Origin of the sequence: Sphingopyxis sp. PAMC25046 (assembly GCF_004795895.1) — a bacterium.
Taxonomy (GTDB): domain Bacteria; phylum Pseudomonadota; class Alphaproteobacteria; order Sphingomonadales; family Sphingomonadaceae; genus Sphingopyxis.
In genome coordinates, this window is the sequence record NZ_CP039250.1 from 37755 (window position 1) to 52460 (window position 14706).

Annotated in this window: 10 protein-coding genes; 6 read left to right on the forward strand and 4 right to left on the reverse strand. The window is 63.2% G+C overall.

Annotated features, from left to right (window positions below):
• Positions 1 to 4 precede the first annotated feature (4 nt).
• From E5675_RS00240 to E5675_RS00255, 4 genes are read right to left on the reverse strand one after another with little or no spacing between them, the layout of a single operon-like run.
• Complete coding sequence (locus E5675_RS00240; RefSeq protein ID WP_136172919.1) at positions 5 to 1585, reverse strand: bifunctional protein tyrosine phosphatase family protein/NAD(P)/FAD-dependent oxidoreductase; 1581 nt, start codon at positions 1583 to 1585, stop codon at positions 5 to 7.
• 22 nt (positions 1586 to 1607) lie between these two features.
• Positions 1608 to 2018, reverse strand: a complete 411-nt coding sequence (locus E5675_RS00245; protein WP_136172920.1) for a DUF6691 family protein — start codon at positions 2016 to 2018, stop codon at positions 1608 to 1610.
• Positions 2015 to 2455, reverse strand: coding sequence for a YeeE/YedE thiosulfate transporter family protein (locus E5675_RS00250; protein ID WP_136172921.1), 441 nt, complete (start codon positions 2453 to 2455; stop codon positions 2015 to 2017). The genes E5675_RS00245 and E5675_RS00250 overlap by 4 nt, the downstream gene beginning before the upstream one ends.
• Positions 2452 to 3369 carry an MBL fold metallo-hydrolase gene (locus E5675_RS00255; protein ID WP_136172922.1) on the reverse strand — a complete coding sequence of 306 codons (918 nt, stop codon included), beginning with the start codon at positions 3367 to 3369 and terminating at the stop codon, positions 2452 to 2454. Before E5675_RS00255 ends, E5675_RS00250 begins: the two co-directional genes overlap by 4 nt.
• A gap of 107 nt (positions 3370 to 3476) precedes the next feature.
• On the opposite strand from E5675_RS00255, the gene E5675_RS00260 reads away from it, so the two are divergent.
• From E5675_RS00260 to E5675_RS00285, 6 genes are all read left to right on the forward strand, one after another.
• Positions 3477 to 4103 (forward strand): peroxiredoxin, encoded by a 627-nt coding sequence (locus tag E5675_RS00260; protein WP_136172923.1) that lies wholly within the window; start codon positions 3477 to 3479, stop codon positions 4101 to 4103.
• A complete protein-coding gene (locus E5675_RS00265) occupies positions 4100 to 4501 on the forward strand; it encodes a metalloregulator ArsR/SmtB family transcription factor (RefSeq protein WP_136172924.1) in 402 nt (133 codons plus the stop codon). The genes E5675_RS00260 and E5675_RS00265 overlap by 4 nt, the downstream gene beginning before the upstream one ends.
• A gap of 738 nt (positions 4502 to 5239) precedes the next feature.
• A complete protein-coding gene (locus E5675_RS00270; RefSeq protein WP_168707765.1) occupies positions 5240 to 9877 on the forward strand; it encodes a BapA/Bap/LapF family large adhesin in 4638 nt (1545 codons plus the stop codon).
• Between the two features lie 199 nt (positions 9878 to 10076).
• Entirely contained in the window at positions 10077 to 11285 is a 1209-nt protein-coding gene (locus tag E5675_RS00275; RefSeq protein ID WP_247594730.1) for a TolC family protein, read from the forward strand.
• A 5-nt stretch (positions 11286 to 11290) separates the two neighbouring features.
• Positions 11291 to 13426 (forward strand): type I secretion system permease/ATPase, encoded by a 2136-nt coding sequence (locus E5675_RS21640; protein ID WP_136176267.1) that lies wholly within the window; start codon positions 11291 to 11293, stop codon positions 13424 to 13426.
• On the forward strand, positions 13423 to 14607 hold the full coding sequence (locus E5675_RS00285) for an HlyD family type I secretion periplasmic adaptor subunit (protein WP_168707766.1): 1185 nt from the start codon (positions 13423 to 13425) through the stop codon (positions 14605 to 14607). Before E5675_RS21640 ends, E5675_RS00285 begins: the two co-directional genes overlap by 4 nt.
• Positions 14608 to 14706: the final 99 nt, after the last annotated feature.

Here is a 14706-nt window from a genome sequence, read left to right on the forward strand (position 1 = left end):
CGGTTCAGCCGTTCGCGTCGATTGGATGGGGTTTGACCATCCACTCGCGGCCCTTCAGCATCCCGTGCCAATAGACGGGAGGCAGGATCGTGTCCTTGAGTAGCCACGATAGGCGCGACGGCCGCGTACCGTCGATGAGCCAAGAGGGAAAGCTGGGCAGCAGCTTGCCGTCATAGCCGAATTCGGCGAGCACGATTTTCCCGGACTCGACCGTCAGCGGACAGCTTCCATAGCCGTCATAATCCGCCGTCGGCGGCTTGCCCGCCAGCGCCGCGAGCGCGTTGACTGCGACCACCGGCGCCTGTTTGCGGGCGGCGGCCGCTGTCTTTGCATTGGGGGCGGCGCAGGCGTCGCCGAGCGAGAAGATATTGGGATAGGCGGGGTGGCGCAGCGTCGCCTCGTCAACCGCGACGAAACCCGACGGCGCGGAGAGCGGGCTAGAACGAATGAAGTCCGGCGCGACCTGCGGCGGCACAACATGGATCATGTCGAAATGCCGCTCGACCCGTGTCACGTCGTCGCCGCGGCGCTGTTCGAAGGTGGCGATCCGGGCAGGGCCGTCGATCGCAACGAGCTGCGACGCGAAGTTGAGGTCGATGTCATAGCGCTCGACATAATCCATCAGGGCCGGGATATAGGCCTCGACACCGAAAAGCGCCGCGCCCGCGGTGTGAAACTGGACGTCGACCGCATCGAGGATGCCTGTCTTTTCCCAGCGGTGGCAGGAGAGGTACATAGCCTTTTGTGGGGCGCCGGCGCATTTGATCGGCATCGGGGGCTGGGAGAATATCGCGGTGCCGCCCTGGAACTGGCGGACCAATCGGTTCGTGTAGGGCGCAAGGTCGTAGCGATAGTTCGACGTCACGCCGTTGCGGCCGAGCGTTGCGGCGAGTCCGGGGATCGCGTCCCAGTCGAGCTTGATGCCCGGGCAAACGACCAGCACGCGATAGGCGATGCGGCGTCCGTCAGCGAGTTCGACGCGGTTGGCGTCGGGTTCGAACCGCGCCACCGCGACCTTGATCCATTCGGCGCCCCGCGGGATCAGCGTCGCTTCGCGCCGGTGGGTGAACGGGGCGTCGAAAACGCCCGCACCGACCATCGTCCAGCCGGGCTGGTAATAATGGTCGTCCGACGGCTCGATGACGGCCAGTTTGACGTCGCGATTGCGCCGCAGGGTGCTCGCCGCCGTGGCGATCCCCGCCGCGCCGCCGCCGACAATGACGATGTCGAAGTCGCCGGGGGTCTCCGGGCCCGTGCGCCGCTCCGCCATAGCGGCCAGCTTTTCCGAACGGCTGCCCGAACGGCAATAGGCGAGCACGGGTCCGAGCAGGTTGGCGAGGGCGTTTGCCATCAGGGCGGCGTCGGTGTCGCTCGCCTGGCCCGGCACGACCGGCAGGTGGGTGAAGGCAAGGCCGATCGCCTCCGCCGCGGCGGCAATCGCTGCGGCGGGCGGCTGCGCCGCGTCTTCGCCGTCGGGACGGTTGCAGATGATCGTTCGATAGCCGGCCGCGGCGATCGCTGGCACGTCCTCGGGGCGGATTTGCGGGCTGACGCTCAGCCGCGCGTCGATTGTCCTGATGTCCATAGATTCCACTCCGTTGTCTTTTTCAGCGTCTCGTCAGGCGGTGCAGCACCATGCCCGCGATCATCGCCGCGACCGCGATGCCGGCCTGGGCGGGCGCGATCGCAAGCCCGGCGATCGCCGGACCGGGGCAAAGCCCGCTTAGCCCCCAGCCGACCCCGAACAGCATCGCGCCGACGACCAGCGGCGCGTCGATTCCGCGCGTCGAGGGCAGGTTGAAGCTGTCGGCAAAAGCTGGGCGCGGCGAGCGGCGCTGCACCGCCCATGCCAGCGCCATCGGCACCAGCGCCCCGGCCATGACGAAGGCCAGCGTGGGATCCCATTGGCCGAAGACGTCGAGGAAGGCGCGGACACGCTGGGGATCGGCCATGCCCGACAGCGCGAGTCCGGCGCCGAAGACCGAGCCCGCGACGATCGCGGCGATCAGGCGGCTCACATCAGGCCGCCCGCGCGCATCAGCGCGACGGTCGCCACGCCGCTGCCCATGAAGACCAGCGTCGCGGCAATCGATCGCGGCGACAGGCGCGCCATGCCGCAAACACCGTGCCCGCTCGTGCAGCCCGACCCGAGCCGCGTGCCATAGCCGACGAGAAGCCCGCCGACGACGATCTGCCATGTCGCGGTAGGATAGCGCGTTTCGACCCCGCCAAGCAGCAGCGCGACCAGCGCCGCGCCGATCGGCAAGCCGATCACAAAGGCAGCCGCCATCGCGCGCGGCGCCCCGGTATCCGCGATGCCGAGCGCCCGCGCGCCGAGCCCGCTGACCCCGGCGATGCGGCCGTTGCCGAGCAGCATGATTGCGGCGCTCGCGCCGATCAGCAGGCCGCCGAGCAACCCTTGGACCGGCATCGCTTGCGGAAAGGCCGCCATCATACGGCGTTCACGGGGATCTTGAGATAGCGGATGCCGTTGTCTTCGGGCGTGGGCATATGTCCCGCGCGCATATTGACCTGGATCGAGGGCATGATCAGCCGCGGCATCGACAGCGCGACGTCGCGCGCCTCGCGCATCGCGACAAATTCCTCCTCGCTTACCCCGTCATGCGCGTGGATATTGTGCGCGCGCTCGTCGGCGACGGTGGTTTCCCAAACATAATTGTCGCGACCCTCAGGCAGATAGTCGTGGCACATGAACAGGCGCGTCTGCGAAGGTAGTTCGAGGATTCGGCGCAGAGAACGGAACAACTGGCGCGCATCGCCGCCGGGGAAGTCGGCGCGCGCGGTGCCATAGTCGGGCATGAACATCGTGTCGCCGACGAAGACCGCATCGCCGATCACATAGGCATTGTCTGCGGGGGTGTGACCAGGGACGTGCAGGACCGTCACGGGGGTCTCGCCAATGTGAAACTGGTCACCGTCCTTCCACAGTTGATCGAAATCCGACCCGTCGCGCTGAAAGTCGCTGCCCGCGTTGAACAGCTTGCCGAAATTGCGCTGCACGGTGACGATATGCTCGCCGATCGCAATTTTTCCGCCGAACTTTTCCTGCAGATAGGGTGCTGCCGACAGATGGTCGGCGTGGGCGTGGGTCTCGAGCAGCCAATCGACAGTCAGGCTCTGTGCGTCGACATAGGCGATCAGAGCGTCGGCGGACTCGTGTGACGTGCGCCCGGCCGCAGGATCATAGTCTAGGACCGAGTCGATTACCGCCGCGCGGCGCGTCGTGGGATCGTGGACGACATAAGAAATCGTGTTCGTCGCATTGTCGAAAAACGCCTTGATTTCGACTGTTCGAGCTTCGGCGGTTTCGACTTGAGCGCACGCCTTCATGATCGCTTCGTCCGTCATGTGTCGATCCTTAAAAATCATATTTACATAAACTATGTAATCAAATAGATTAATTGCGTCAAATCGCGCCGCACGGCAAGGCTTGGACGATGCGAATGGATGGCCAAATGACCGAGACTACCGACGCCCCGCGACCGATAGGACTGGGCGATGCCGCCCCGAACTTCACAGCCCGATCGACGAAGGGACAGCTCGCGCTTGGCGACTATCGCGGGCGCTGGCTCGTGTTCTTCTCGCACCCCGCCGATTTCACGCCCGTCTGCACGACAGAATTCATCGCCTTTGCCAAGCGGCAGCCGGATTTCGACAAGCTGGAATGTTCGCTTCTCGGGCTTTCGGTTGATAGCCTCTACTCGCACCTCGCCTGGGTGCGCGCGATCGAGGCGCATTTCGGGGTCGCGATCGGCTTTCCGATCGTCGAAGATCCCAGCATGGCGGTGGGCCGAGCATACGGAATGATCGATGCGACTTCACAGGACAGTGCCGCGGTTCGGGCAACCTATATTATCGATCCTGACGGCATCGTTCGCGCGATCAATATTTATCCACACACCGTAGGTCGTTCGGTCGACGAGGTATTGAGGACCGTGGCTGCGCTACAGCAGACTGCCGATGGCAAGCGGCTGACGCCCGAGGGCTGGCAACCGGGTGAAGCGTTTCTCGCGCCGCCGTCCGAGCAGCTGATGGAAGGTGACGACCTCGGCTGGTTCTGCCGCACGATCGACGCAGCATGAGCGCGATCTACGAAGATCGCGCACTTGCGGACAAGGCGGTCGAGAAGCTGCGTGTCTACGCGCAGCCACAGCGGTTGATGATCCTGTCGTACCTGCTCCGCGGCGAGAGAACCGTCGGCGAGATCGAGACCGCGACGTCCATAAGCCAGCCCGCCCTCAGCCAGCAGCTCGCTGAACTGCGCCGGGGTGACGTGGTGAAGACGCGGCGCGAAGCTAAGCAGGTCTATTATGACTTGGCAGACGAACGGGTTGCGCTGTGCGTGCGCAGCATGGAGGCGATTTTTTCCGAGACGGTTTCAAGCGCGGGCGATCTTGCAAGCGCTATCGCTGCACCATTAAAGGCAACTGCTGTTGCCCATGCGGCCGGTGCGGCGGCTTTTGCGCGAATTGAGAGGTAATGGTCAGGCCGCAAGAAATGTGACCTGTCTGTCCTCGTGAAATTTGGAATGGGGAGATGCCGCCGAGGTTCCGGTTATGGACGAGTATACACCCGAGGAAGAGCTCGCTGCCGTGTGATCACAGGTCAATGTAGTGTCGGCTAATTGGAATTCGGCCCCAAAAGCCGACCGTCTTCAAGCGGTCAGAACCGGAAACTCGCTAGGCGGTGGGGAAAAATGTGAGCCAGTATCTGGCGGATGCGATGTGGGCCATGGAAAGGAAGTTTCGACGAGTTCGTCATATTGAGTTGCGATGGCGCGATCAACTTTCGGACGACCGAAGAAGCGGTCGAGACGGTTGTGTTTCTTGTAGAACGGCCTGCCATAATCGATCTTCCCGGCGGTTTGACCTTCCCGGAATGACGGATTCGATAATCTCGTTGGCAAGATCGACCCGGAGAGCGTGCCATCGGGCTGCTCGAAATCTCTCCACCGCCGCACCAGGACGGCGGTGGGTAATTCATTCCGAAAACGGAACTGTGGTCGAGTCTTTCTTGCAGTATAATAATTGCACCCATAAGATTTTGAACATCAAATAATATCGCTCTGCTATCTGGTGCCGTGAATGGCTCTGGAGAAACAGGAAGAACTCACCCCTGATTATAGGGATGGGAGGCCGTGTGCTGTTCAGATCATTGGAGAGAAGTCATGAACGCGGAAATATTCAACAAAGCGACTGGCGAATCTAGCTCCGTTCCTTTGGATTCCATTGATCTGAACAATCCCAGCGTTGTCCGGCTCCAGATGAACCGCGCGGATGTCGCGGGGCTCGAACGGCAGGGTGATGATCTGATTATTCGCCTTCAGTCGGGCGAGACGATCCGCATTGTTGATTTCTACGTCGCCGGTCCGGACGGTGTTGCCAGCGACCTCGTTCTGCAGGAGCCGGACGGCAGCATGTGGCTGGCCCGGCCGGGAAGCGGCACGCAATTCTATGAACTCACGGACTGGGGCGAACTCGTGCCAGGGGCGGCGCTTGCGACCGATGCAGGTGGCGCCGGTGCCGGCATTCTGTTGCCCGCGCTGGGGCTGCTCGGTGCGGGCGGTCTTGTTGCCGCCGCAGCCGGCGGTGGCGGCGGTTCGGATGACGGGATAGATCCGCCAGCTCCGCCACCCTCGGACGTGACGCCGCCCGCCGCGCCGACTGCCGATGTCGATGATGCGACGGGTGCGACGGTGACCGGCACGGGCGAGGCTGGTGCGACGGTGACGGTTTATGCGCCCGACGGAACGACGGTGCTAGGTACTGGCACGGTGCAGCCCGACGGCACCTATAGCGTGGCGATTCCGGCGCAGACCAATGGCGAGGAGTTGACGGTCACCCTGACCGATGCGGCAGGCAATGTGTCCCCGCCGACTTCGGCCACAGCGCCCGACCTGACGGCGCCCGACGCGCCGACCGCCGAGGTCGACGATGCAACGGGCGCGACCGTGACGGGTACGGGCGAGCCCAGTGCGACGGTGACGGTCTATGCGCCTGATGGAACAACGGTTCTGGGCACTGGAACAGTTCAGCCCGACGGCAGCTACAGCATGACGATCACCCCGGCGCAGACCAATGGCGAGGAGCTGACAGTTACCCAAACCGATCCCTCGGGCAATGAATCAGCACCGATTTCGGCTACCGCGCCTGACCTGACGGCTCCTGACGCACCGACTGCCGATGTCGATGATGCGACGGGTGCGACGGTGACCGGCACGGGCGAGGCTGGTGCGACGGTGACGGTTTATGCGCCCGACGGGACGACCGTGCTCGGCACCGAAACGGTGCAGCCTGACGGCACCTACAGCGTGACAATCACTCCGGCGCAGACCGGCGGCGAGGCGTTGACGGTCACGCAGACCGATGCGGCGGGCAATGAGTCCGGTCCGACAACAATATTGGCGCCCGACTTCTCCGACGTGACCGCGCCCGCCGCCCCGACCGCTGATGTCGACGATGCAACGGGTGCGACGGTGACCGGCACGGGTGAGGCCGGTGCGACGGTGACGGTCTATGCGCCCGACGGGACGACGGTGCTCGGAACCGGAACGGTGCAGCCCGACGGCAGCTACAGCGTGACGATCCCGGCGCAAACCAATGGCGAGGAGCTGACGGTTACCCAGACCGATCCCTCGGGCAATGAATCGGCGCCGACTTCGGCCACCGCGCCCGATCTGACGGCACCCGACGCGCCGACCGCCGATGTCGATGATGCGACGGGTGCGACGGTGACCGGCACGGGCGAGGCTGGTGCGACGGTGACGGTTTATGCGCCCGACGGAACGACGGTGCTGGGTACTGGCACGGTTCAGCCCGACGGCAGCTACAGCGTGACGATCGCCCCGGCGCAAACCAATGGCGAGGCGTTGACGGTCACGCAGACCGACGCGGCTGGCAATGAGTCGGATCCGACGACGACGCTGGCGCCCGACTTCTCCGATGTGACCGCGCCCGATGCGCCCACGGCGGACGTTGATGATGCGACGGGCGCGACGGTAACGGGTACGGGCGAGGCTGGTGCGACGGTGACGGTCTATGCGCCTGATGGAACAACGGTGCTCGGCACCGGAACCGTTCAGCCCGATGGCAGCTACAGCGTGACGATCCCGGCGCAAACCAATGGCGAGGAGCTGACGGTTACCCAGACCGATCCCTCGGGCAATGAATCGGCGCCGACTACGGCCACCGCGCCCGACCTGACGGTTCCTGACGCCCCGACCGCCGATGTCGACGACGCGACGGGCGCGACGGTAACTGGCACGGGCGAGGCCGGTGCGACGGTGAGGGTCTATGCGCCCGACGGGACGACGGTGCTCGGAACGGGGACGGTGCAGCCCGACGGCAGCTACAGCGTGACGATCGCCCCGGCGCAAACCAATGGCGAGGCGTTGACGGTCACGCAGACCGACGCGGCTGGCAATGAGTCGGATCCGACGACGACGCTGGCGCCAGACTTCTCCGATGTGACCGCGCCCGATGCGCCCACGGCGGACGTTGATGATGCGACGGGTGCGACGGTGACCGGCACGGGCGAGGCTGGTGCGACGGTGACCGTCTATGCGCCTGATGGGACGACGGTGCTTGGAACCGGGACGGTGCAGCCCGACGGCAGTTACAGCGTGACGATCACTCCCGCCCAGATCGATAGTGAGGAACTGACGGTCACGCAGACCGATCCCTCGGGCAATGAATCGGCGCCGACTTCGGCCACTGCGCCCGACCTGACAGTTCCTGACGCACCGACTGCCGATGTCGACGATGCGACCGGCACGACGGTGACGGGCACGGGCGAGGCTGGCGCGACGGTGACCGTCTATGCCTCCGACGGGACGACGGAGCTTGGCACCGGCACGGTGCAGCCCAACGGCACCTACAGCGTGACGATCACCCCGGCGCAGACCAATGGCGAGGCATTGACAGTCACGCAAACCGACGCAGCGGGCAATGAATCGGCTGGAACTTCAGTGACGGCACCTGACCTCTTCGATGCCTTTGACAATCTAGACAGCGCGTCGCTTGATCTGGTTCCGGTAACGGCCGATGTCGACGTGGGCAGCGCCAATTACCTATTGCTGGTGTCGCTTGCGACGGTCGATCTCCAGTTGGATCTGGCTGGCCTGCAGCTGCTGGGGATCGAGCCGGTGTCCTTCACGGTCGATCCGGGGCATGAGCTTGACGCGACTTTTGAATATGGCGGTCTGCTCGATATTGGCCTGGCAGCCGATTATCAGGTGGTCATCCAGAAGCTCGTCGATGGCCAGTGGGTCGGGGTCGATGGCGATGGCGAGGCGACGCTGCTAGACCTTGGCCTGCTCAACGGCGATCTGGTGGGTAGCCAGAATCTCGACGCTGGCGAATATCGCGCCTTCGTGACCTTCGATGGCTTGCTCGGCGGCGGGGTGCTCGGCACGCTCGACGTCAGCGGCGTCGACAGCGATTTTACCCAGATTGCCAACATCATCGCGATAACGGCCGACGGCAATGTGATCACCGATGCCAATGGAACCGGTGAAATCGACCTCGCGCCGGTTGGCACGGTCGTCAGCAGCGTGACGGTCGATGGCGTGACCACCGATGTAACCGCCGACGGGACGGTAGTGGTCGGCGAGTTTGGCACGCTGGTGATCGATCTCGACGGCAGCTATGTCTATACGCCGACCGAGGACGCGGCGAATATCGGAGCCACGGAGACGTTCGTCTACACGCTCGAAAGTCCAGGCGGGGCGCAGGAAAGCGCGTCGCTGGTCATCGAGATCGGCAGCCCCGATGTTACGGCGGCCCCGGTCGCGACTGACGATGCGGCCACGGCGGCAGTGCTCTATGAAAATGTAGTCACCGAAGTATCGACGCCGCTCTTCACGCTGAACAACGGGATCATCGGCACCGAAAGCGACATTGCGACCTTCGCGGTCGCCGCCGACACCGAATCCGATGCGACGGTGAATATCGGAGTCAGCAGCCTGATCACGCTGTTCCCAAGCTATACGGTGACGCTGACGAACACCGATACCGGGATCGTCGTCGATACACAGAATGTCACGGCGATTGCGGACTTGCTGGGTCTCGTGAGCGCCAGCGTGACCTTTGCCGATCTGCCGCCCGGCAACTACAGCATGGAGGTATCGAGCACCGGAATAGGCACGGGCTATACTTCGACCGTGGTGTTGGACGAGGATGTCACCAACCTCACCCAATTCCAGGTCGATGAGGTGAGCGCCGCCGACGGGAATCTGCTCGAGAACGACGTTACGGGTTCGACCTTTACTGCCATCCTTGTCGACAGCGGCGCCGGCTTTCAGGAAATCGGCAATGCGCCGGTAACGCTGACGGGCACCTATGGTAGCCTGACCATCGATGCGGCGGGCAATTATCATTATGAGCCTGACAGCGGCCTGGCCTATTTCGCGACCGATCAGGTGGAGGCATTCAGTTACCAGATCCAGCATCCGAATGGCGAGGTCGTCCAAGCCGAACTGATGGTTACGGTCGATGTCATCGATCCGGGTGGCGCGCTGCCCATAGCGGCGGCATCTGTGATGTCCGCAATGTCGTTTGAGACCGAAGATGTGATCGTGCTCGACAGCCTCGGCGGCGAAACTATCGCGGGCGCCACGTCGCCAACGAATCTTGGAGCCCTTGCCTTTGATCTCTTTGAGGGAAGCGGCGATCTCGTGGATGTACTGACAGGTTACCTGGGAGAAAGCGAGGCTGTTGCCGACGGAAGCGGCGGCTCTGCAAGCAGCGGAGATATCGCGGGCATCGACCTGGCTGCGGTTCCCGTTGCCGATCCACTGGCATTTATCTCCATATTACAGGATGATGAACTGAACGCCAATAACCAAATGTTAATCTGAAGCTCCGACCCTCCTTGGCGAGCGCTCTAGAAATTAGGGCGCTCGCCTTTCTGTTTCTGAATTCTGAAGCTGAAGTGAGGGGTGAATGCCGAATATACGGCAAGAGAGGAGTAGCCCCGTAAAAGAGATCGGAAAGAGCGCGCTTGTAATTTTTTGCCTTCCATTATTGATTGGTGCGGCACCTGCCGACACCGGTCCGATGACATGGGAGGGCGTGGTTCGCGAGGCGGTCCGATGGCATCCCTCAATCACCGAGTCGGTCGGACGATTGCGCGAGCAGGCCGAAGAAATCGAAATCGCGAAAGCAGGCTACCGACCACAGATCAGCGCGGGACTTGGGTCAAGCTACGACAATGCGACCCTCAGTCGCTGGCGCCCCCGGGCGAGCGTTTCCGCGTCGCAGATGCTGTATGATTTCGGCAAGGTTTCAAGTTCGGTTGCATCCGCTGAAGCAGGAACACGGGCGGGGCGGGCGGAATTGCTCATCTCGGTCGACAGCCTCATTCGCGATACCAGCTATGCGGTGATCGAAATTCAGCGCGACCGGGGGCTGCGGCGGGTGGCGCTCGACCAGCTTCAGAGTATTCGCAGTATCGACGAACTGGTGAAGCATCGTTTTCGGCTAGGTGCCAGCACCAAGTCCGACGCCTTGCAGGCGCAGGCGCGCGTCCAGGCGGCCAAGGTCACTTTACAGCAGATCGAAGCCGAGCAGCGGCGCTGGAACAGCAATCTTGCCTTTCTGCTGGGCAGGCCGACGGCGCCAGAGGTTTCGCTCGATCCGGCGCCGGGCCTGCACGGCGCCTGCGCGCGCGGCGAACCCGACTGGACGATCGTGCCTGCCGTCATGCAGGCACAGGCGCGGCGCGATCAGGCGCTTGCCGACCTCAAGCGCAGCCGGGCGGACGGGTTGCCGACGATCTCGCTGGGCGCGGGCGGTGGCGCGGACATTCACGATCCCTTCTCGCGGCGTGCCGATTATAATTTCGGGATCAGCGTATCGAGCGCCCTTTACAGCGGCGGGGCGCGGAAAGCCCGGGCACGCGGCGCGAGCTATGCGCTCGGCGCGGCCGATGCAGCCGAAGCGCGCGTTCGCAACGAAGTCGGACGCCTGCTTGCCGAAGCCGAGCGCCAGCTCTCCAGCCTGACGGGCGTTGCCGACACATTGGCGGCGCGGCAGGCGAGCATGGACGAGACAGGGCGGCTCTACCGCCTGCAATATCTCGACATGGGGACGCGGACGCTGGTCGATCTGCTCAACGCCGAGCAGGAACTGCATCAGGTCCGCTTCGACCTCGTCAACACGCGCTACGATATTCGTCGTTTGCAGGTCGACTGCCTTTTTCATTCTGGCGTTCAGCGCGACGTTTTCGGATTGAGCGGCACGACGGTGAGAGGGGTGGTTCTGTGACGGAGATGGCCGCCCTTCCGCTGCCGTCGTTTCGCGTGGAGCCGTGGATCGAAGCTTTCCGGCTGGTCGCGCGTCACTATCGGATGCCCGGTCCCGCCGAGGACAGCAAGCTTGCCAGTCTGTGGAACAATGACGCCGATGATACCGAACGCATTCGAACGCTAGCGCGCGGTTCCGGCCTGCGTATCCATTTCCTGACGGCCGATCATGTGAAGCTTGCCGCGGAACGCCTGCCGCTGATCGTAGAACTGGCGGACGGCGGACTCGCGGTCGTTACCGCCATTGATTCGTCGGGCAGCGCGAGCATTGCCGTCATGGGCGAAGGCGGGTTGGAGAATGAGATCGCTGTCGACCGCCTGCTGGCATCGACGATGCGGTGCATCGTGCCGCGCCCGGCGCGTTCGGTGCGCGATGCGCGGGTAGATACCTATATCCGCCCCTATGAAGACCATTGGCTGCGCCGGATCATCTTTCAGGACATCGGATCCTATTCGCATGTCCTCGTTGCATCGCTGGTCGCGAACATGCTGGCGCTGGCGGGCGTCCTGTTCTCGATGCAGGTCTATGACCGCGTTATTCCGGCCGAGTCCTTTCCGACCCTCTATGTCCTTTTTGCCGGAGTCATGCTGGCGATCGGTTTTGATTTCCTGTTCCGTCGCCTGCGGATGGGTATCATCGACTTGCTCGGCAAGCGGGCGGACCTACGTATGTCCGATCGGGTCTTTGGTCATGCGCTGCGGGTTCGCAGCCGCGACAAGCCATCGTCGACGGGCGCCTTTATCGCGCAACTTCGCGAACTGGAGCAGGTGCGCGAACTTCTGACCTCGACCACTGTCGCGGCGCTAGCGGACATTCCCTTCTTCCTTCTGTTTCTGACGATATTCTGGTTCATCGCCGGCCCGCTGGCTGTTGTTCCACTAGCCGCGCTAGTCCTGCTTCTCGTGCCCGGCCTGCTCGCCCAGCGGCGGCTTCGCACCTATGCCAATGGGGCGATGCGGGAATCGTCGCTGCGCAACGCGATGCTGGTCGAGGCGGTTCAGGGGCTTGAAGACATCAAGCTGCTGCAGGCCGAGCATCGTTTCCAGCACCAGTGGAACAATTATAATGCGGCGGCAGCCGAGGCGCAGTTGAAGCTGCGCGGCCTGACCAACAGTCTTACCGTCTGGGCGCAGAATGTTCAGAATGGCGTGTATGCCGCGACCATTTTCGTCGGCGCGCCGCTCGTCATGGCGGGAGACATCACCACCGGCGTGCTGGTTGCGGCATCGATCCTCGGGTCGCGCATGATCGCGCCGATCGCGCAGGTCACCCAGATCCTCAACCGGCTTCAGCAGGCCAAGGTCGGCGTCCAAAGCCTGGACCAGATCATGGCGCTGCCGATCGACAATCCCGATGACGAGCATCGCATTCAGGTCCCTGCGATCACCGGCGGCTTCAGGTTTCATTCGGCGGTGTTCCGCTATGCCGATCCCGATTCCCCGGTCGCGCTGTCGGTGGCGGGGCTGGAAATCGCGCCGGGCGAAAAAATCGCCGTGCTGGGCCGAAACGGGGCGGGCAAGTCGACATTGCTGCAGGGCTGTTCGGGGCTTCTCCATCCCGCATCGGGGGAAGTGTTGCTCGATGGTCTGGCGCTGCACCAGATCGACCCCGCCGACGTGCGGCGCGACGTCGGCCTGCTCAGCCAGGGAAGCCGCCTGTTTCACGGAACGATCCGCGAAAATCTGACGCTCGGCCATCCACAGGCGTCGAATCGGGAAATCTTGCAGGCACTCGAACTGGTCGGGGCAAATGAATTCATCCGCCGTTCGCGCGCGGGCCTTGAACATGTCATTCTGGAAGGAGGAATCGGCCTGTCGGGCGGACAAATTCAGGCGTTACTGCTGGCAAGGCTGTTGATTCGCGAGCCGAAGGTCGTGCTGCTCGACGAACCCACCGCGTCGATGGACGAAGGAACAGAGCGCGTCTTCATCGAGAATTTCGCGAAATGGAGCCGCGATCGTACGGTGATCATCGCCACGCACCGGATGCGCGTCCTCGATCTCGTCGATCGCGTCATCGTCGTCCACAACGGGGCGATCTCGCTCGATCAACCGAAGGCGGACGCCCTGCGTACCATGCTGACGAAGGGGAAGGCCGCGTGACTGGCCCGTCTGCCGATAGCTGGACGTTCGGCGAAGGGCGGGACAATCGGCTTCCGTCCGCCGCCCGGCTCGTCTGGCTGCTGTCCGCGCTCTTCCTTGCCGGCCTGGTCTGGGCCTGGCTGGCGGAACTCGACGAGGTCGCGACCGGCGACGGCCGCGTCGTTCCGACGTCGCGCGAGCAAGTCATCCAATCGCTCGAAGGCGGGATATTGGCCAAACTTCATGTGCGTCCGGATTCGCTCGTGAGACCCGGCCAGATTCTCGCACAGCTCGACCCCACGCAAGCCGGTTCGACGGTTGAAGAGAGCGCCGCGAAATACCGCGCCGCGCTTGCTGCCTCGGCGCGGCTACGGGCGGAAGTCAACCAGACGGTGCTCAATTTCCCCGACGAACTGGAGGACTTCCCCGAGCTCAAGGCCGAGGAGACGCGTCTCTTTGAGGCGCGGCGCCGCAGTCTTGCCAGCTCATTGGGGCTGATCGACGAATCGCTCGCTCTCATCAGCAAGGAGCTCGCGATCGGCGAATCGCTGATCGATGTGGGGGCCGCGAGCAATGTCGAGGTATTGCGTCTCAAAAGGCAGCGCGCGGAGCTTGCTCTGAAGAAGGCCGATCTGCGCTCGCAATATATCGTCGAAGCGCGGCAGGAGCTTGCCAAGGCCGACGAAGAGGTCATGGCGCTGGCGCCCGTCGTCCGGGGGCGATCCGATACGCTCAATCGCCTGACGTTGCGTTCGCCGGTACGGGGAATCGTCAAGAGCATCGAAGTGTCGACGGTCGGCGGCGTCATTCCGCCCAACGGGCAACTCATGGAGATTATTCCGCTCGACGACCAGTTGATGATCGAAGCGCGGATGTCCCCGCGCGACATTGCCTTCATCCGGCCGGGACAGCGGGCAACGGTCAAGATCACCGCTTATGACTATTCAATTTATGGCGGGCTCGATGGCCGGGTCACGACCATTTCACCCGACACGATCCGCGATGAGGTCAAACCCGAGATATATTATTATCGCGTCTTCATCCGGGCCAAGGCCGACGCGCTGGTCAACAAGGCGGGAAAGCATTTCCCCATCGTGCCCGGCATGATCGCGACGGTCGACGTTCACACGGGGCAAAAGTCGGTCCTGGAATATCTGTTGAAGCCATTAAACCGCGCGCGGGAGGCGCTGCGCGAGCGATGACGTTCCCATTCGCCTCCGGTTGAAACTAGCCGCCGATTGTTTGCATCAGAAAATCATAATCAGGAAAGGAAATATTTGAATTGTAAAGAGCTTTTGCCC

What these genes read in the sequence shown, in the direction of transcription:
- E5675_RS00255 (WP_136172922.1), bottom strand. Translation starts at nt 3,369, where the DNA reads ATGACGGACGAAGCGATCATGAAGGCGTGCGCTCAAGTCGAAACCGCC.
- E5675_RS21640 (WP_136176267.1), top strand. Translation starts at nt 11,291, where the DNA reads ATGGCCGCCCTTCCGCTGCCGTCGTTTCGCGTGGAGCCGTGGATCGAA.
- E5675_RS00250 (WP_136172921.1), bottom strand. Translation starts at nt 2,455, where the DNA reads ATGATGGCGGCCTTTCCGCAAGCGATGCCGGTCCAAGGGTTGCTCGGC.
- E5675_RS00240 (WP_136172919.1), bottom strand. Translation starts at nt 1,585, where the DNA reads ATGGACATCAGGACAATCGACGCGCGGCTGAGCGTCAGCCCGCAAATC.
- E5675_RS00260 (WP_136172923.1), top strand. Translation starts at nt 3,477, where the DNA reads ATGACCGAGACTACCGACGCCCCGCGACCGATAGGACTGGGCGATGCC.
- E5675_RS00265 (WP_136172924.1), top strand. Translation starts at nt 4,100, where the DNA reads ATGAGCGCGATCTACGAAGATCGCGCACTTGCGGACAAGGCGGTCGAG.
- E5675_RS00275 (WP_247594730.1), top strand. Translation starts at nt 10,077, where the DNA reads ATGACATGGGAGGGCGTGGTTCGCGAGGCGGTCCGATGGCATCCCTCA.